The sequence below is a fragment of the Brevundimonas sp. 01N35 genome, from assembly GCF_056399785.1.
The window spans coordinates 69,153-88,522 of record NZ_JBFTRZ010000010.1 but is presented as its reverse complement, the minus strand read 5'-3'; the positions used below and the strand labels follow the sequence as shown (position 1 = coordinate 88,522).

The 19,370-nt window shown below is 68.5% G+C and carries 12 protein-coding genes; 3 read left to right on the top strand and 9 right to left on the bottom strand.

Annotation, left to right across the window (positions count from 1 at the left end; all coding sequences use genetic code 11):
• Positions 1-50 precede the first annotated feature (50 nt).
• A complete protein-coding gene (locus AC1DJ5_RS11655) occupies positions 51-2,360 on the bottom strand; it encodes a sensor histidine kinase (RefSeq protein ID WP_477020692.1) in 2,310 nt (769 codons plus the stop codon).
• A 145-nt stretch (positions 2,361-2,505) separates the two neighbouring features.
• Here AC1DJ5_RS11655 and AC1DJ5_RS11650 point away from each other — a divergent pair, with 145 nt between their 5' ends.
• Entirely contained in the window at positions 2,506-2,916 is a 411-nt protein-coding gene (locus AC1DJ5_RS11650) for a metallopeptidase family protein (RefSeq protein WP_477020691.1), read from the top strand.
• A 68-nt stretch (positions 2,917-2,984) separates the two neighbouring features.
• Here AC1DJ5_RS11650 and AC1DJ5_RS11645 read toward each other — a convergent pair whose 3' ends face one another.
• The 6 genes from AC1DJ5_RS11645 to AC1DJ5_RS11620 all read right to left on the bottom strand — a co-directional run bounded on the left by AC1DJ5_RS11645 (position 2,985) and on the right by AC1DJ5_RS11620 (position 12,761).
• Positions 2,985-4,328, bottom strand: coding sequence for an RsmB/NOP family class I SAM-dependent RNA methyltransferase (locus AC1DJ5_RS11645; RefSeq protein ID WP_477020690.1), 1,344 nt, complete (start codon positions 4,326-4,328; stop codon positions 2,985-2,987).
• 47 nt (positions 4,329-4,375) lie between these two features.
• Positions 4,376-6,331 carry a potassium transporter Kup gene (locus AC1DJ5_RS11640; protein WP_441455259.1) on the bottom strand — a complete coding sequence of 652 codons (1,956 nt, stop codon included), beginning with the start codon at positions 6,329-6,331 and terminating at the stop codon, positions 4,376-4,378.
• Positions 6,332-6,404: 73 nt separating this feature from the next.
• Positions 6,405-7,160 carry a DUF1223 domain-containing protein gene (locus AC1DJ5_RS11635; RefSeq protein WP_477020689.1) on the bottom strand — a complete coding sequence of 252 codons (756 nt, stop codon included), beginning with the start codon at positions 7,158-7,160 and terminating at the stop codon, positions 6,405-6,407.
• A gap of 136 nt (positions 7,161-7,296) precedes the next feature.
• Complete coding sequence (locus AC1DJ5_RS11630) at positions 7,297-9,495, bottom strand: prolyl oligopeptidase family serine peptidase (protein ID WP_477020688.1); 2,199 nt, start codon at positions 9,493-9,495, stop codon at positions 7,297-7,299.
• 170 nt (positions 9,496-9,665) lie between these two features.
• The gene (locus AC1DJ5_RS11625) at positions 9,666-11,843 is read right to left on the bottom strand and encodes a prolyl oligopeptidase family serine peptidase (protein WP_477020687.1); all 2,178 of its coding nucleotides are present in this window, start codon (positions 11,841-11,843) and stop codon (positions 9,666-9,668) included.
• A 114-nt stretch (positions 11,844-11,957) separates the two neighbouring features.
• Positions 11,958-12,761, bottom strand: coding sequence for a potassium channel family protein (locus AC1DJ5_RS11620; RefSeq protein ID WP_477020686.1), 804 nt, complete (start codon positions 12,759-12,761; stop codon positions 11,958-11,960).
• Between the two features lie 49 nt (positions 12,762-12,810).
• Between AC1DJ5_RS11620 and dapF the strand changes: the two genes are divergently transcribed.
• Together dapF and AC1DJ5_RS11610 are read left to right on the top strand one after the other, a co-directional pair.
• A complete protein-coding gene (gene dapF, locus AC1DJ5_RS11615) occupies positions 12,811-13,653 on the top strand; it encodes a diaminopimelate epimerase (RefSeq protein ID WP_477020685.1) in 843 nt (280 codons plus the stop codon).
• A gap of 99 nt (positions 13,654-13,752) precedes the next feature.
• Positions 13,753-16,032 (top strand): NADP-dependent malic enzyme, encoded by a 2,280-nt coding sequence (locus AC1DJ5_RS11610; RefSeq protein WP_441455252.1) that lies wholly within the window; start codon positions 13,753-13,755, stop codon positions 16,030-16,032.
• A 22-nt stretch (positions 16,033-16,054) separates the two neighbouring features.
• Here the strand turns inward: AC1DJ5_RS11610 and AC1DJ5_RS11605 are convergent, their stop codons facing one another.
• Both AC1DJ5_RS11605 and AC1DJ5_RS11600 read right to left on the bottom strand, forming a co-directional pair.
• Complete coding sequence (locus AC1DJ5_RS11605) at positions 16,055-17,800, bottom strand: AmpG family muropeptide MFS transporter (RefSeq protein ID WP_441455251.1); 1,746 nt, start codon at positions 17,798-17,800, stop codon at positions 16,055-16,057.
• 41 nt (positions 17,801-17,841) lie between these two features.
• Positions 17,842-19,368, bottom strand: coding sequence for a response regulator (locus tag AC1DJ5_RS11600; RefSeq protein ID WP_477020684.1), 1,527 nt, complete (start codon positions 19,366-19,368; stop codon positions 17,842-17,844).
• Positions 19,369-19,370: the final 2 nt, after the last annotated feature.

The window sequence follows — 19,370 nt, the reverse complement described above, 5'->3', positions numbered from 1 at the left end:
GAGCGTCCTGAGAGCTTGGACACGCCCTCTAGCACGAGATCAGACGAACATCAGCCCAGCAGCAGTTCCGGGGCCGCCGTGGGGGCCGTGGCCTCGACCGGCAGGTGCAGGATGAAGGCCGCACCCTTGCCCGGCTCGGACTGGACCTCGGCCCAGCCCCCGTGCAACTCGACCAGGGCCTTGACCAGGGCCAGGGCCACGCCCGGTCCGCCGCGTTCGCGCCGCACGAAGCGGTCGAAGACGTGGGCCTGCAGGTGGTAGGGGATGCCCCGGCCGGTGTCCTCGACCCGGATGCGCACCTCGCCCGAGCCGACCTCGGCGGTCAGGGTCACGGCCCCGCCCTCGGACACGGCGCGACAGGCGTTCTCCAGCAGGTGGTCGACGGCCTGGGCGATGCGGCGGGCGTCGGCGCGGATCGGCTTCAGCCGGGGAGGGCAGGCGACGGTCAGGACGGCGCCGCGCCCCTCGACCTTGGCCCGCACCTTGTCGGCGGCTTCCTCCAGCAGGTCTCGGACCCGCATGTCGCCCAGCGCCAGCTCCATCTCCCCGGCGTCGATCTGGGCCATGTCCAGCACGTCGTCGATGGAACGGGCCAGGTGGCTGGCGGCGACGCGAATGGCCCCGGCGTGCTGGCGGCTGCGCTCGGGCAGGTCGCCCATGGCCTCCAGCAGTTCGGAATAGCCAACGATGGTGGTCAGGGGGGTGCGCAACTCATAGGAGACGCTGCCGACGAACTCGCGCTTCAGCGCCTGGCTTTCGGCCAGCGCCGCTTCCTTGGCCGCCAGCGCCTGTTCCAGCTCGCGCCGGGCGGTGACGTCGGAGAAGGCGACCAGGGTGGCGCCGTCGGGCAAGGGGCGGGTCTGCCAGGCGGCCAGACGCCCGTCCTCGGTTCGGCCCTCGCCGGACACGGCGACGCGGCTCTCGGGATCGGGATCGGCCACCCGCGCCTTCAGCCCCAGCCACAGGGCGGCGTCGGGCAGGACCGGGCGGCACAGGGCGGCCACGGCGTCGAAGTCGCCCGCCTCGGCCAGCCGTTCGGCCGAGACGTTCCAGAAGGCCTCGAAGGCGTCGTTGTGCAGCCGCAGCCGGCCGTCCGAGCCGAACACGGCGACCGCGTCGTTCAGCTTGTCCAGCGTCGCCGTCTGGACCTGGATCTGGGCGTTGTAGCGGCTGCGCAGTTGCAGCTCGTCGGTGATGTCAGAGAAGATCAGCAGGATGCCGCCCAGCGGGTGCGGCTGGCGCACCACGCGCAGCGTCCGCCCGTCGGGCAGGGACCAGCTGTCGTCCGGCGAAGCCTCTGCGGCGCCGTAGAACTCCAGCTCGCGCCCCTTCCAGCCGGCGTAGTCGACGACCTCGGGCAGCTGGCGTTTCTGGCGCAGCCGGTCCAGCAGTTCGGCGTGGGTCGGACGCTCGTCCAGCCAGGCCGGGTCGATGTTGAACAGCTGCTGGAAGGCGGTGTTGTGGAAGGCCAGCCGCTTGGACGGGCCGAAGATGGCCACGGCGTCGGCCAGATGGTTCAGGGTCTCGTCATGGGCCTCGACGTGACGGCGCAGGGTGTCGCGCGTCTCCTCGGCCTCGGTCATGTCGATGGCGAAGGCGATGACGGCGCCGCGGCCGCCGGCCAGCGGCTCGGCCAGAATGCGCCAGGCCCGGCGGCGGCCGTCCGAGGAGACCCAGCGGAAGCCTTCCTGTCGGGCGTTCAGGCGCGAGGCCTCGGCCACCACGGCGTCGGCGCCGCGATCGAAGCTGAGGCCCGCCTCGCGCGCCTCGGCCAGGGTCTCGGCGCGGGTCTCGGTCAGCCAGGCCTTATTGGCCCAGATCAGTTGCCCTGCGCCATCGACCACCCAGGTCGGGGCGGGCGAGGCCTCGGCCAGGGCGCCCAGACCGGCGTCGGCGGTGGTCTCGGCCCCGCCCAGTTTCGACAGGCGCAGCCAGGCCGACCCGCCCAGGGCGCGACCCTCGACCGCCCAGGCGCCGTCGGCGGATTCCAGCAGGGTCTCGAACGGCTCGCCCCGCCGGACTAACCCCTCCATCCGCGCCGTATGGGTCTCGTTCAGGGCCGCGACGATGGTGTCGGCGGCCTCGCCTTCGCGGCCAGGGGCCAGGGCGGCCAGGGTCTCCGGCGCGCCGAAGACGATCTGGGCCGCGCCCTCGGAGGTCAGGGCCAGACGCACGTCGTCGAATACGTTCAGGGCGCCCTCGCAGGCGGCGGCCTGACGCCGGGCGTCGGCCAGCCAGGTCTCGATCTCACCCTCGCGGGCGTTCAGCCGAGCGCGCAGCCGCCAGGCCCAGGCGCTGATCGCCAGCGCCAAACCCGCTGCACCCGCAGTGGCCACATAGGCGATGTCGGCCTCGGCCATCCTGTCCCCAGAAAATTCGTCGGTTGAACCAACGGGCCCGCACGAGGCGCCAACCGATTCGCGTTTACCATACCCTGATTGCGGCAATTGCGATGCGGCGAGACGGCCGATTGCGGCGCGCCGCCGCGCGGGCGATATCCAGACCATGACCCAGACGTGGAACGACCAGTCCGCCCCCTCCCTCGACGACTTCGCCCGACTGGCCGAAGCCGCCTTCGCCGCCCTGCCCGACCCGTTCCGGCAGGCCGCAGGCGATGTGGTCATCCGCGTCGACGATTTCGCCGACGAGGAGACCCTCGCCGAGTTGGAGATCGAGGACCCGTTCGAACTGTCCGGCCTCTATCACGGGGTCGACATCGGTCATCGCGACGGGCTGGGGCCCGCGCCCGAGCCGTCGCGCATCTTCCTCTACCGCCGTCCCATCCTTGACGAATGGTGCGAGCGCGGCGACCTCGGTCTGGCCGAGATCATCGCCCACGTCCTGATCCACGAGATCGGCCACCACCTCGGCCTCGACGACGACCAGATCCACGCCATCGAGGATGCCGACGACTGAAGGCGACCGGGCCGATCGCGGCCAAGGCTGAGCGCCGGGACGCGTCACCGATCGGTCAAGGCGCGGCCCTACTCGGCAATCCGCTCCAGCTTGGCGGCGAAGAAGCCATCCAGGCTCCCCCGTTCGGCCCATTGGGCGGGCAGGATGCGCAGCCAGCCCTCGGGGGTCAGGGCCTCAATCGGGGCGCCGATCTCGGTCGGGACGGCGGCGACGGTGCGGAAGGCCGGGTTGCGGCGCAGGAAGGCGATCACCTGAGTTTCGCCCTCCTCGCGTTCCAGCGAGCAGACGCAATAGACCAGACGGCCGCCCGGCTTGACCTTGTCCGCCGCCACGTCGAGCAGACGGTGCTGCACGTCGGCCAGCTTGGCGACCTCGGCGGGGCGGGTGGCGCGCAGGACTTCGGGGTTGCGACGATAGGTGCCGGTGGCGGTGCAGGGGGCGTCCAGCAGGACGGCGTCGAAGGTGCGCGTATCCTCCCAGTCCTCGGCGGGCACGGCGACGACCTCGACCGGCAGGCCGGTGCGGTCGAAATTCTGACGCAGGCGCTTCAGGCGCGCGGCCGAACGGTCCAGGGCCACGACGTCGGCGCCGGCGGCGGCCAGTTGCAGCGTCTTGCCGCCGGGGGCGGCGCACATGTCCAGAACGGTCTCCCCGGGCTTGGCGGCCAGCAGGCGGGCGGGGACGGCGGCGGCGGCGTCCTGGACCCACCAGTCGCCGGCCTCGAAGCCGGGCCAGCTGGCCACGTCGCCGCGCTTGCCGGTGCGGACCGTGCCGCCGGGCAGGACCTCGCCCTCGACGTCCTGGGCCAGAACGGCCAGATCGACGCCGGGCTTGGCGCTGAGGTCGGTCGCCGGTTCGTCGCGGGTGGCCAGGGCCAGACCGATCAGATTGGCTTCGCCATAGGTCGCCTTCCAGCGGGCGGCCAGCCAGTCGGGCAGGTTGGATTCGGCCGTGGTCAGACCGGGACCATCGCGGTCCACGCCGCGCAGAACGGCGTTGACCAGGTTCTTGTAGGGCCGGGTCTTGGCGTCACGCTCGGCCAGTTTCACGGCCGTCGAGACGGCGGCGAAGGCGGGCGTCCCCAGCACCAGGGTCTGGGCCAGGGCGACGCGCAGGATGGTGCGCACCGGGGCCGGCGGCGCCTTTTGCAGACGACGGTCCAGGATCTGATCGATCTCGCCCAGACGACGCAGGGCGGCCATGGCCACGGCGCGGGCGAAGGCGCGATCGGGGCCGTCCAGATCCTTGGCCGGCGACTGGGCCAGCGCCTCATCCAGACCCGTGCGCTTCTCCAGCGCGGCGTTCAGCAGGAGGCCGGCGACCAGACGCGCCTCGACGCCGATGTCGGCATGAGGATCGTCGGTGACGATCTGGGGCTGGGCCTCACGACGCGGACGCGCCTTTTCAGCCATACGGCGACCGCGCGCGGCCGAGCTTTTGCCCTTGGGCGTTCCACCACTCATACGGAAACCTGCGTGCCCAGTTCGACCACGCGGCCGGGAGGGATATGGAAGAAGTCGGTCGGATTGGCGGCGTTACGCATCAGGAAGATGAACAGCTTGTCCTGCCACAGGGGCATGCCCTGCCGGGCCGAGGCGATCACGGAACGCCGCCCGAGGAAGAAGCTGGTCGACATGATGTCGAACTTCAGCCCCTGCTTGCGGCACAGGCCCAGGGCGCGCGGCACGTTCGGCGTCTCCATGAAGCCGTAGGTGATGGTAAGCCGTTTGAAGTCGTCGCTGATCGGCTCCATGCTCACGCGCTGATCGTCGGACACGCGCGGCCGGTCGGCGGTATGGACCGTCAGGATGATGTTCTTCTCGTGCAGCACCTTGTTGTGCTTGAGATTGTGCATCAGGGCGACCGGCGCGACCTCAGGGTCCGAGGTCAGGAAGATGGCCGTGCCCGGCGCCCGGTGCGGCGGACGGGCCTTCAGCATTTCGATCAGATCGCTGAGCGGCAGACTGTCCTTGCGGGTCTTCTCGGTCAGGATCTGCGTGCCGCGCACCCAGGTCCACATCACGACCACCAGGCCGCCGCCCAGAACCAGCGGCATCCAGGCGCCATCCGGTATCTTGAGCAGATTCGACGTGAGGAAAACGCCGTCGATGAAGCCGAACGGGACCAGGGTGCCCAGCGCCGCCCACAACGGCCACTTCCACTTCTTGGTCACCACCGACCAGGCCATCAGAGTATTGACCAACATGGTGCCGGTGACGGCCACGCCGTAGGCGGCCGTCAGATTGTGTGACGACTGGAAGGTCAGCAGCAGGAAGAGCACGCCGATCATCAGCAGGCTGTTGACCGCCGGAACATAGATCTGGCCGGCCAGGGTCTCGGAGGTGTTGCGGATGTCGATGCGCGGCAGGAGGCCAAGCTGGACGGCCTGTTGCGTCACCGAGAAGGCGCCGGTGATGACCGCCTGGCTGGCGATGACGGTGGCGGCCGTGGCCAGGATCAGCATCGGCCAATAGACCATCTGCGGCACCATGTTCCAGAACGGGTTGTCAGCCCCTGCGGGATTGTCCAGCAGGAAGGCGCCCTGGCCCAGATAGTTCAGCGTCAGACAGGGCAGGACCACGAACAGCCAGCCCTGGCGGATGGGCGCCTTGCCGAAATGGCCCATGTCCGCATAGAGGGCCTCGGCCCCCGTGACAGCCAGGAAGACGCTGCCCAGAATGACGAAGCCGAGGAAACCGTCCTCGAGCAGCAGTTGGACGCCATAGACCGGCGACAGCGCCCGCAGGATCGAGAGATCGTCGAAGATGTGCGTCAGCCCCAGCGCGCCGATGCTGAGGAACCAGACGGCGGTGATCGGGCCGAAGAATTTGGCCAGGCCGGCGGTGCCGCGCGACTGGACCAGGAAGAGGGCGATCAGAATGCCCGCCGCCAGCGGCAGGATGAAGGGATCCAGCTCGCCGTTCAGGCCGGGCGCGTCCTTCAGACCCTCGATCGCGGACAGAACGGAGATGGCGGGGGTAATGACCCCGTCGCTGTAGAACAGCGCCGCGCCGCAGACACCGAGAATGAACAGCCAGGCGCTGCGTCGGCCGACCGCGTGCTGGGCCAGGGCCATCAGCGACAGGGTGCCGCCCTCGCCCTTGTTGTCGGCGCGCATCAGGAACATGACGTATTTGAACGTCACCACGATCATCAGGGCCCAGAAGGCCAGGGAGACCACGCCGATGACGGCCAGGTCGCCGCCGACGCCCTTCTGGGCGTGGCCGATGGCCTCGCGCAGGGCGTAGATCGGGCTGGTGCCGATGTCGCCGAAGACCACCCCGATAGCGCCGAGGATCAGGGCGCGATGGGTCGCCTTGCCGTGACCTTTCGGAGACGGACTCTGGGCGTGCGGTTTTTCGGAAGCGTTTGCGGCGGACGTCTCAGCGTCGCCGCGGGGCGTGTCCCCGGCCATTCTTATCCTCCGGGTCGCGCGGAAGGCGCGCCCATCAAGAGCGGCGGGCCTTTAGACCCTTTCCGTCAGCGGTTCAATCGGCCCTCGGTTCCGCCCGTCGGGCCGCGGAAAGAATGCGGCGGTCCGTCTTGGCCTGAACCAGGACTACGACATTGTCTTCAGAGGCGGAATCGGCGGGAAGGGCGAACAGCACGGGGCGTCCGGTCCAGTCGCCGAGACGGCGCACCTCGCGCACCACATTGACGTGGCGCACCACCTGACCGCGGTTGTCGCCCTGTCTGACCTCGACGGTCTGAAGACCGGGGCGATAGATCACCGCCGTCACCTCGGCGCCGCCGCGCGGCGGGCGGCCCGAACCCACGCCGACCCGGTCGCCGGTCTCGCGGAACTCGATCTCGGGCGGCCACGGACGGGCGGCGGCCTCGGCGTCGATGGCGGCCTGAAGTTCGGGCGGGCGAGCGCCGGACAGCTGCCGACGGCCGTCCACCACCACCTGGGGGGTCGAGACGTTCCTCAGCTTCAGCGCCTGACGATAGACCTGCTGGCGGGCGGCGAACTCGGGCTTGGCGAAGGTGTCGGGCCAACCCAGATAGTCCCAGTAGTCGACCGCATAGGTCAGGGCGATGACCCCCGGCTCGTTGGCCACCGCCTCCAGGGTGCGGTTGGCGTCGGGACAGCCGGAACAGCCCTGGGCCGTGAACAGTTCGACCACCACCGGCTGGACGGAGGCGTCGCGGTCGCGCTGAGGCGGCGCGGCGGCGGCCGTCAGCAGGCCGATCCCCGCCAGCGCCGCCGCGATCATCCCGGTCCTGATGCCCCGTGCCGTCATCCAGCGATCCTAGCCCCTCGATCCATCCGCGCCGCTCATAAAACCGTGAAGGGCATTATCCTTGGCCTATCGCGCTTCGCGCTACTTGAGGCCGCGCTCAAGCAGGCCGAAGGCCGTTAGCGCACCAGGAATGCCCTCAGTCCATCAACTGCTGGCTGAGATAGACATAGTGGCGGGCCCAGCGGCGGGCGTTGGCGACCGGGTCGGCGTCGTTGGAGTGACCGCCGGCCGTGTCCTCGTAATAGAGGTGGTCGTGGCCCTGATCGCCCAGGCGCGCCGCGAACTTGCGGGCGTGGCCGGGGTGGACCCGGTCGTCGCGCGTGTTCGTCGTGATATAGACGCGCGGATATTTCACCTCGGGCCGCAACTGCTGATAGGCCGAGTAGCGGGCGATGAATTCGGCGTCGGCGGGGATGCGCGGGTCGCCGTATTCGCCGATCCACGAGGCGCCGGCGGGCAGGTCCTGATAGCGCAGCATGTCGATCAGCGGGCTCTCGATCACCGCCGCGTTGAACAGTTCCGGGTGCTGGGTGATCGACACCGAGGTCAGCACCCCGCCGTTGGAGCGGCCATAGATGCCCAGATGGCGCGGGCTGGTGATCTTGCGCTGCTCGAGATCACGGGCCACGGCGGCGAAGTCGTCAAAGGCGCGCTGACGGTTTTCGCGCAGGGCCGCCTGGTGCCAGGCCGGGCCGAACTCGCCGCCGCCGCGGATATTGGCCTGAACGAAGACGCCGCCGTTCTCGAGCCAAAGCTTGCCCATCTCGGGCTTGTAGGCCGGGGTCAGACTGACCTGGAAACCGCCGTAGCCAAGCATGACGGTGGGGTTCGATCCGTCCAGCTTCATCTCGCGCGGGCGGGTGATGAAGTAGGGGATCTTGGTTCCGTCGGTCGAGGTCGCCTCAAACTGTTCGACCACATGGGTCGAGGCGTCGAACTTGGCCGGGGCCGATTTCAGTTCGGTCAGGGCGGCGGTCGAGACGTCGGCCAGGCTGAGGGTCGGCGGCGTCAGGAAGCCCTGGGTCGAGACGAAGACCTGACCCTTGGCCTTGGAGCTGTCGCCAAGGCCCACGGCGCTGTTGGCGGGGACGGCGATATCGGTGGCGGTCCAACCGTTCGCCGTCGGGGTGAAGCGCTTCAGCCTGCCGACGACGTTGTCAGCGATCACCGCCACGATGCTGTCGGAGAAAACGGTCACGCTTTGCAGCGACTGACGCGGCGTCGGCGTGAAGATGGTCGCCGCTTCGCGCCCGATACGAACGTCCTGACGACCCTCGCCCAGCGCGCCGAGCGGCAGGGACAGCAGCGAACCGGCCGCATAGTCCTGACCGTCGAAGCGCCACGCCTGATCCGGCGAGAAGACCAGATTACCGCCCATGACGCCTTCGACGGCGACGCGTTCGGGCAGGTTCAGCTTTTGCGGCTTGCCGTCGGCGCCCAGCGCCCACGTCTCAGAACGGAAAGTATCCAGCGGGCGGCTGAACAGGACGGCCTCGACCGCGCCGGCCTTGTCGCGGAAGACCCTGGGCGAGACGCCGTAGCCGCCGTCGGACTGCTGGCCGCGATAGACCTCGGTCGCGTGGGCCAGCGGGTGGCCGCGCGTCAGGGATTTGACGATGAAGGGATAGCCCGACTCGGTCATCGTGCCGGGACCGAAGTCGGTGGCCACCAGAAGCGTGTCGCGGTCCAGCCAACTGATGCGGTGCTTGCCCTCGGGCAGGACGAAGCCGCCATCGACGAAGGTTTTCGTCGTCAGGTCGAACTCGCGCACGACCACGGCGTCCTTGCCGCCGTCCGACAGGTTGATCAGGCAGCGGGTCTCGTCCGGGGCCAGGCAGTTGGCGCCCTTGAACACCCAGTCGCGGCCTTCGGCCTTGGCCAGGGCGTCGATGTCGAGCAGCGTCTCCCACTGCGGCGCGGCGGTGCGATAGCTCTCCAGAGTCGTGCGGCGCCAGACGCCCTTGGGATTGGCGGCGTCCTGCCAGAAATTGCCCAGACCGTCGCCGAGGAAGCTGGGCGCGGGGATGCGGTCGGTGGCGGTCAGGATGGCCTCGGCCTGCTGGCGGAAGCCCTCATAGCGACGGTCGCCGGTCAGGGCGGAAAGCGCCTTCTGGTTCGATGCGGCGACGAAGGCTGTAGCCTCGGCCCCGTCCACCTCCTCCAGCGCCAGGTGATCGTCGGCGGCCTTGACCCCCTCGGGCGACAGGTCACGAGGGAAGTGCGGCGGCGGAGCGGTGGCAGCGACGGCGGCCGGATCGACCGGCGCCAGGGCCAGGGCCGGACCGGCGGCGAGGATCAGCACTGGCAGGGCGGCGGACAGGAACAGATGACGCATGAAGACAAACTCCGCTTTCGAAATCCTCCCCTGCGTCAGCGGGGGAGGGGGACCGCCGTCAGGCGGTGGAGGGGGCGGAACCAGCTTCGGCGTGCGGGGTCGCCCCCTCCACCATTTCGTGGTCCCCCTCCCCCGTTCGCCAAGGCTCACAGGGGAGGATCAGATACCGCTTACTGCTTCGCCGGCTGGTCCATCAGGCGACGGGTCAGATAGGTGTATTCCAGCGCGAGGCGGCGGCCCGTTTCGCGCAGGTTAGCGCCGGCCGCGTGGCCGCCGTCGGTGTTCTCATAGAAGAGGACCGGATAGCCCAGTTCCTCCAGACGCGCCGCGGCCTTGCGGGCGTGACCCGGGTGGACGCGGTCGTCCTTGGTCGAGGTGTGGATGAAGACCTCGGGGTAGGGCTGGCCCGCCGCCAGGCGCTGATAGGGGGAATATTGTTCGATCCAGGCGCGCTGTTCCGGGATGTCCGGATTGCCGTACTCGGCGATCCACGAGGCGCCGGCCAGCAGCTTGTGGAAGCGCAGCATGTCGAACAGGGGCACCTGGATGACCGCGGCGTTGATCAGGTCCGGGCGCTGGGTCAGCATGGCCCCCATGAACAGGCCGCCCTGCGAGCCGCCCATGACGCCGAGGCGGGGCTGAGAGGTGATGTTGCGCGCGATCAGGTCCAGGGCCACCGCCTGGAAATCCTCGTGAGCGCGCTGGCGATTTTCCTGCAGGGCCGCGTCGTGCCAGTTGGGGCCGAACTCGCCGCCGCCGCGCGTATTGGCCACGACATAGACGCCGCCGCGCTCCAGCCACAGCTTGCCGACCGTCGGCGAATAGCCGGGCAGCAGCGAGTTCTGGAAGCCGCCATAGCCATAGAGCAGGGTCGGGTTGGAGCCGTCTGTCGCCATCGCGTCCTTATGCACGACGAAATAGGGGATCATCGTCCCGTCGGCCGAGCGGGCCTGGAACTGATCCACCGTCATGCCCGTGGCGTCGAACTTGGCCGGTAGCGACTTGACCACCGCCGCATCGCCCGTCGCCGCATCGGCCAGATAGAGGCTGGAGGGATTCAAATAGCCTGCAACAGTGACGAAGACCTTGTCGTCGCGGTCGCTGGTCGAGCCGACGCCGACGCTGACGTTCTGGGGCAGGTCCAGACGGGTGCGGGCCCATTCTCCCGAAGCGTTCGGTTCATAGACATAGACGGCGCCGCGCACGTTTTCGAACAGGGCCACGACCAGCTTGTTGCGGGTCGCCGAAATGGCCTCGACCGCCTCTCGCGCGCCGGGACGGATGACCAGTTGGGCCGGAGCCTTGGGATCGGCCAGCCAGGCCTGAAGGTTCCAGGCGATGACGTCGCCGGTCTTGAACTCCTGGCCCGACGGCGCGGTCCAGTTCTGTTTGACGGTCACGACCAGTTGGCCCTTGACCAGGGCGTCGATGTCCGACTTGGCCGGCAGCTCCAGCCTGGTGGTCGTGCCGTCGGCGTTCAGACGCCAGGTCTCGCCCTCGTAGAAATTGATGCCGCGGTGCAGCAGCACGGCCTGGGCGACGCCGTCCGCGTCGCGCAGCACCGAACCGGTGACCGAGACGTCGCTCTTCTGGCCGGCGAAGACTTCGCGAGCCTGATCCAGGGTCTGGCCGCGCTTCATCAGCCGCACGGTGCGCGCATAGCCCGAATCCGTCAGCGATCCGGCGCCGAAGTCGCGGAAGACCAGCAGGGTGTCCTTGTCGATCCAGCTGGCCCCGCCCTTGGATTCGGGCAGGCTGACGCCGCCCTCGACGAAGGACCTGGTCACGCTGTCGAACTCGCGGATCGTCACCGCGTCCTTGCCGCCGTCCGACAGAGAAATCAGGCAGAGGCGCTCGTCCGGGGCCAGGCAGGTCGCGCCCTTGTAGACCCAGTTCTTGCCCTCGGCCGCCGACAGGGCGTCGATGTCGAGGATGGTCTCCCACTGCGGCGCGTTGCTGCGATAGCTGTCCAGCGTGGTGCGGCGCCAGACGCCGCGCACATGGTCGGCGTCCTGCCAGAAGTTGTCGACATGGCCGTCACGGGTGAAGCCGGGCGAGGGGATGCGGTCGCGCGACTGGACGATGTCCAGCGCCTGCTGGTGCAGGGTCTCGTAGCGCGGGTCGCCTTGCAACACGCCCAGCGAGGTCTGGTTGTGGGCCTTGACCCAGTCCATGGCCCGCGCGCCGTCGACTTCTTCCAGCCACAGATAGGGGTCGGTCGCGTCGCTGGTCGCAAAGCCGGGCGCGGTCGAGGCGGCGGCGGGCGTGTCGGACGAATGGGCCATGGCGACGGGAGCGGCTCCGGCGGCGAGAAGAAGGGCGGCGGCGGACGCCAGCGAACGGATCATGATGCAGTCCCCAACATGAATTTGCCGGCACCTTGGCGAGAGGGAAGGGCGGCGACAAGCGTTTGTAATCTTACAAGCCTGTCATCTTTCGTCGCGGGCGGGGCCGCCGCACCCTCAATCGCCGTCGTCAGGGATACACAGGATCTGGCCGCAGGCCTTGCAGTGGACGGCGTCGGGGTCGTGTTTCTGCAGGCCGCATTCGTCGCAGGGGAACTTCACCTTGTGCGGCCGGATCAGGGTCTGGGCCAGGCGGATGAAGAGGGTGATCCCGACCAGCATGACGACGATGGAGACGACCCGCCCCCAGTTGCCGGGCAGGGTGATGTCGCCGAACCCGGTCGTCGTCAGCGTCGCCACCGTGAAATAGAGCGCGTCGAGATAGCCGTTGATGTGTTCGGCCCGGCCCCGGAAGGCGGCATAGACAAACCCCGTCACCACGAAGACGAAGGTGACCAGGGCGGCCAGGGCGCGGGTGATCTCCTCTACCCGCGTGTCGTCGTAGCGCCGCCCGACCGTGCGCCACAAGAACTCTGAGTTGAGCAGGGTCCACAGCCGCAGCATCCGCAGGAAGCCGAGGTTGGCCAGCCAGGTCGGAAACAGCAGGGTCGCCAGCACGAACAGATCGACCCAGACGATGGGCCGCTTCAGCCAGTCCTTGATGTCGGAATAGGCGTAGGCCCGCGCTGCCAGGTCCAGCCCCAGAACGGCGGCGATTAGATAGTCCAAGACATAGAAGGCCCAGCCCGCCTCCTTGAGGATCGGCGCGGCCAGGAAAAAGCCGATGATGGCCAGATCGACGACGATGACCGTCAGCCGGAACCTGACCGCCGCCGGCTGGGTGCCGTGATAGAGGTAACGCAGCCGCGCCTTCAGTCGCAGACCTTCATGATGGCCGGTGTCGCTGTGTTCAGACGTCATCGGGGCCAGCGATACATGAAAGCCGGAAAAATCCTATATGAAGGCGGTCATGACCCACGCCCGCCCCTACATCCGCATGAACGGCGCCGGAAACGCCTTCATCGTCGTCCAGGCCTTCGAGGAACCCTTTCATCCGACCGAGGCCGAGGTGCGCGCCTTGGCCGATCCTGCCTCGGGCGCAGGCGGCTTCGATCAGTTGATCGGCGTCGAGCCGTCCGAGACGGCGGACGCCTTCATGCGGGTGTGGAACGCCGACGGGTCGATGGTTCAGACCTGCGGCAACGCCCTGCGCTGCGTCGGCTGGCTGCTGCTGGAGGCGACCGACAAGGAGGAGGTGGTCATCGACACCCTGGCCGGGCCGACGACGGCGAGGCGGGCGGGCGATCATCAGGTCACCGTGGACATGGGCGCGCCGCGTCTGGACTGGACCGAGGTGCCGCTGGCCGAAGAGATGGACACGCGCGGCATCGAGCTTCAGGTCGGGCCGATTGACGCCCCCGTCCTGCACACGCCCGGCGCCGTCTCGATGGGCAATCCTCACGTCGTCTTCTTCACCGACCGACAGGACGACGCCTTCGTGCGCGGCTCGGGCTCGCTGGTCGAACACCACCCGCTGTTCCCGGAAGGGGTCAACGTCGGCTTCGCCAACGTCATCGACCGCGAGCACATCCGGCTGCGGGTCTGGGAGCGCGGCGCCGGCCTGACCCTGGCCTGCGGCACCGGCGCCTGCGCGGCCCTGGTGGCCACGGCGCGGCGCGGCCTGACCGACCGCAAGGCGACCGTGGCCGTCGACGGCGGCGAGTTGACCATCGACTGGGACGAGGCGACGGGCCATGTCTTCATGACCGGCCCGGTCGAAGTCGAGCGCACGGGGCTTTTGCCACAGGGTTGAGCAATCGGTCCTGATCGCCTCCTTGACGCGGCGTCAACGGTTGTCCCCGCCGGCCCCAGGATCTAGGAACAGAGCGCGCCTGCCCTTCCCGAGATCGAAATGCCCGAATTGACCGATAAACAGACCTTCTCCGACGACGACGCTCTGGAGTTCCACTCCGTACCGACGCCGGGCAAGATCTCCATGGCCCCGACCAAGCCGATGGCGACCCAGCGCGACCTGTCGCTGGCCTATTCGCCGGGCGTGGCCGTGCCGGTCCTGGCCATCGCCGCAGATCCGGACAAGGCCTACGACTATACCTCCAAGGGCAATCTGGTCGCCGTCATCTCCAACGGCACCGCCATCCTCGGCCTGGGCAACCTCGGTCACATGGCGTCCAAGCCGGTGATGGAAGGCAAGTCGGTCCTGTTCAAACGCTTCGCCGACGTCGACAGCTTCGACGTCGAGGTGAAGACCACCGACCCGGACGAGTTCGTCACCGTGGTCAAGAACATCGGCGACACCTGGGGCGGCATCAACCTGGAGGACATCAAGTCCCCGGAATGCTTCGAGATCGAAGCTCAGTTGCAGGACCTGCTGGACATCCCGGTCTTCCACGACGACCAGCACGGCACGGCCATCATCTCGACCGCCGCCCTGATCAACGCCTGCCACGTGGCCGGCAAGAAGCTGGAAGACGTCAAGCTCGTCCTGTCGGGCGCCGGCGCGGCGGGCCTGTCGTCCATCGCCCTGATGAAGGCCGCAGGCGTCAAGCCCGAGAACACCGTCATCTGCGACCGCGAGGGCGTGATCTATCACGGCCGCGCCAACGTCTCGCAATGGCAGGCCGCGCACGCCACCGACACGCCGCTGCGCACCCTGGCCGAGGCCATGGTCGGGGCCGACGTGGTGCTGGGCCTGTCCGCCAAGGGCGCGATTTCGAAGGAAATGGTCGCCTCCATGGCGCCCAATCCGATCATCTTCGCCATGGCCAACCCCGACCCGGAAATCACCCCGGAAGACGTCAAGTCGGTGCGTTCCGACGCCATCATCGCCACCGGCCGCTCGGACTATGTCAACCAGGTCAACAACGTGCTGGCCTTCCCCTACCTGTTCCGCGGCGCGCTCGACGTGCGCGCGCGCCGGATCAACCACGAGATGAAGATCGCCTGCGCCCATGCCCTGGCGGCGCTGGCGCGTGAAGACGTGCCGGACGAGGTCGCCGCCGCCTATCGCGGCCGTAAGCTGAAGTTCGGCCCCGAATACATCATCCCGACCCCGTTCGACCCGCGCCTGATCTGGTACATCCCGCCCTTCATCGCCCAGACGGCGATGGACACGGGCGTGGCGCGCAAGCCGATCGAGGACATGGAGGCCTATCGCATCTCGCTGAAGCAGCGGGTCGATCCGTCCGCCGCCCTGATGCAGAAGATCTCCTCGGCCGTGCGCTCGGGACCGCAGCAGCGCGTCGTCTTCGCCGAGGGCGAGGAACAGTCGGTCATCCGCGCCGCCTGGGCCTTCAAACAGGCCGAACTGGGCACGCCCATCCTGGTCGGCCGCGAGGACCTGATCCGTCAGAACGCCGCCGAAGCCGGTCTGAATTTCGACGACCTGGGCATCGAGATCGTCAACGCCCGCACCTCGGGTCGCAACGTCGAATACACCGACTGGCTGTACGAGCGCCTAAACCGCCGCGGCTATCTGCGTCGCGACGTGCAGCGCATGATCAATCAGGACCGCAACTATTTCGGCGCCACCATGATCGCGCGCGGTCAGGCCGACTGCATGGTCACCGGCGTGACCCGCAATTTCAACATGGCGCTGAAGGAGGTCCGCCGCGTCCTAGACGTCAAGGACCGGATGATCGGCCTGTCGATCCTGCTGGCCAAGGGCCGCACCCTGTTCGTAGCCGACACCTCGATCCACGAACTGCCCAACGCCGCCGAACTGGCCGAGATCGCCATCAAGGCCGCCGCCACGGTCAAGAAGCTGGGCCGCAAGCCCCGCGTCGCCTTCCTCTCCTACTCGACCTTCGGCGATCCCCCCGGTGATCGCGGCGAGAAGGTGCGCGAGGCCATCCGCATCCTGGACGGCATGGACGTGGACTTCGAGTACGAAGGCGAAATGCCGCCCGAACTGGCGCTGAATCCCGAGGCGCGGGCCAACTATCCCTTCATGCGCCTGACCGGCGACGCCAACGTTCTGGTCATGCCGGCCATCCATTCGGCCGCCATTTCGACCCGTCTGGTGCAGTCGCTGGGCGGCGCCACCGTGATCGGCCCGCTGCTGGTCGGCCTGGAGAAGTCGGTGCAGATCGTGCCGCTGGGCGCCTCGGTCAGCGAGATCATCACCGCCGCTACCTTCGCCGCCTATGGCGAGGGCGTGGCGGTCGAAGACTGACCGACGCGGTTTGAGCGCTGAACTATTCGGATGGGGCGGCTTCGGTCGCCCCATTTGCGTTTGCGTTTCGGGCCTGGAGCGCCGTCTGCTTGGCGGCGACGACGAAGGCCAGAATGATTGCAAAGGCGCCGATCGCTGTCGAATAGAGGAAGAAGACGACATAGCCGGCCCCCAGGGCCGCCGGCGTCACGCCGCTGGTCGCCGCCCCCTGGACCAGAGACCCGGCGGGCAGACGCGCAAACAGGGTCTTCAGCGGCGCGAAGAGGCCGCCCGCCTCCGCCGCCCTTGCCGAAGCTTCGACGATCCGCCCCGACTGCGAGGCGATCAGCTTGCCCGGCAGGGCGTACAGCGAACTGAACAGGGCGTACTGGGTCGCGGTGAAGCCGATGCTGGTCAGGCTGGACATATAGGCGATCAGGGCCGTGCCGGCGTAGCCGGTGGCCAGGTTGTCCACGCCGATGGCCACAAACAGGGCGCTGATATCCGGTCCCTGGGTCGCCAGCCAAGCGAAGACCAGGTTGGACACCGGGCTCATGAAGGCGCCGATGACCATGGTGCGGATCAGACCCAGACGCGCCACCGACCAGCCGCCGACAAAGACGCCCAGGGTCGTAGCGACGACGCCGAAGACCTTCCGTACCTCGGCCAGTTCGGTCTTGGTGAACCCCAGATCCAGATAGAAGGGGTTCATGATGTTGAGCACGAAATCGGCCAGCCGATAGACGCAGATCAGCGCGAGGATCAGCGTCGCCACCCCGGCGAAGCGTTTGTAGAAATCCTTCAGCGGCTCGCCGAACGACCCCGCCAGATAGGCTCCGGGCCGCGTCCGAACCCGGGGGATCGGCCAGCAGGCGAGTACCAGAAGGCCCAGGCCGCCGAACACCGACACCACCTGCAGATAGACGCCTTCGGGCTTGGCGGCCCAGGCCTCGCTGATCGCCGCCTGGCCCTCGGGCGACAGGCCGAACAGGCCGAGCAGGCCGTTCAGCGGCCCGGTCTGGCCGCTGAGGCCCGATCCCATGATCAAGGCTGCAATGGCGATGATCGCCAGTCGCGCGATCCATTCGACGATCTCAAGCCGGGGCCGCGACGGCACGTCGGCGACCGGGATCGGCCGGATCGCATGGGCCTTCTCGCGCGGCGCGAACAGAACCCCGATGACGCCGAACGCCATCAGTCCCGCCATGACGGCGTAGGACAGGTTCCAGTTATAGAGGTCAGCCAGGACCAGAGGCACCGCGCCAGCCACGATCTGGGCGACGCGGTAGCCCATCTGATAGGCGGCGGCCATGGCCCCGTGGCGGCTGTCGTCAGCCGCCTCGATCCGCCAGGCGTCGATGACGATATCCTGGGTCGCGCCGAAGAAGCCCACCAGGACCGCGAAGGCCGCGACCTGCATCAGCGACGTCGCCGGGTTCAGGCCCGAGATCGACCACAGGCCGAAGATCACCACCGCCTGGGTCACCAGCATCCAGGACCGGCGATGGCCCAGATACTTCGTCAGGATCGGAATTCTGGTCCGATCGATCAGCGGCGCCCAAACGAATTTCAGCGAATAGGAAATCGTGGCTAGGGCAAAGAAGCCGATCACCGACAAGGACAGGCCGCTCTCGCGCAGCCAGGCCGACAGGGTGTCAAAGATCAGCAGATTGGGCAGGCCCGCCGAAAAGCCGAGCAGCAGCATGACGAAGACGCGCCGTTCGCCATAGACGGCCAACCCGGCCAGCCCCTTGGCGGGCGCAGCGGCGGGCGTCTTGGGATCAAGCATGCGGTTCTCCGGCGGACGCCGCCGGAAACGGGCGGTCGTGGTTACTGAGCTCCGACCTTGGCGCGGTTGCCGACGTTCGTCCAGCGGGTCAGGGCGGCGCGCAGGCCGTCGACCTCCAGCGGCTTGGTCAGATGATCGTTCATCCCCGCTTCCAGACAGGCGATCCGGTCCTCGGCGAAGGCGTTGGCGGTCAGGGCGATGATCGGCGTCCGGTCGCCGCGCGCCCGCAGGGCCCGGGCCGCGCCCGGCCCGTCCAGCCGCGGCATCCGCATGTCCATGAAGATCAAGTCGAAACGGGCGTCCTTCAGGGTCTCCAAGGCTTCAACCCCATCCGCCGCGGTCTGCACCACGCAACCTTCGCGGCGCAGCAGGGTCCGGGCCAGAAGGGCGCCGACCGGATTGTCCTCGACCAGCAGCACCCGCACCCCCCTGAAGGCCACGGGCGCGACGCGGTCGTCGTCCTGCCCCCGGCCGACCGCGACGCTCAACCCCTTGCGGCGGCCCGCCGCCGCCTGCACCCGCTCAGCCAGGGAGGCCCGGCGAAGCGGCTTGATCAGATAGCCGTGGAACCCCGCCGCCCGATAGCGGTCGATCAGTTCGCGTTCGCTGGGCTTGAGCAGGACGATGGCCTCGCCCTGCGCCGGCTTGACGGCCAGCACGCCGTCCTCGGTCGCGGCGTGGTCGATCAGCGTCACCCCCGCCTGGCGCGCGACGCGACCGCCGGAGGCCTCGATCTGGGCCGTGGCCGCCTGGCGCACGAAATGATCAGGCGTGCGCACCGCCACGACCACGCCGTCCAGCGGACGGGCGCGCGGCGCGGTGTCCGCGATCGGGAAGGGGGCTTCAAAACGGAAACGGGCGCCGGGGCCGTCAGGCCGGTCGGACACCGTCACGGCGCCGTCCATGGCCTGGGCCAGACGCCGGACCACGGCCAGACCCAGACCGGCACCGTCGAAACGCGCGGCGTCCGAAGCGTCGGCGTGGCCGAACTCGTCGAAGATGCGCCCGCGCGCCTCTTCCGGCACGCCGGGGCCGGTGTCGTCGACAACGAAGGCCAGGCGCGGTCGCGCGGCGGTTCCGCCCGCGCGTTCGACCGTCAGGCGGACCCCGCCCCGGTCGGTGAATTTCACGGCATTGCCCGCCAGATTGAACAGGACCTGACGCAGACGGCCTTCGTCGGCGATGATGTCGGACGCGTCGGCGGCGACGGACCAGGCGATCTCCAGCCCCTTGTCGTGAGCCTTGGGGCTGAGCAGTTCGGCCACGCCGCGCGTCAGGCCTTCCAGATCGACGGGGGAGGCGTCGAACTCCAGCGCTCCGGCTTCCAGTCGGGCGAAGTCCAGCAGGTCGTTGACCAGGCCCAGCAGGTGTTCGGCCGACTTCTGCGCCGCCTCGGCGTAGGCGCGCTGGGCGCCGTCCAGCCTGGTGCGCGACAGCAGGCCCAGCATGCCGATCACCCCGTTGAGGGGGGTGCGCATCTCATGGCTCATCAGCCGCAGGAATTGCTGCTCCGGCGCGGCGGCGGGCGTGATTTCGGTCGGTGCGTGCGTTCTGCGTGCCTGTCCCATGG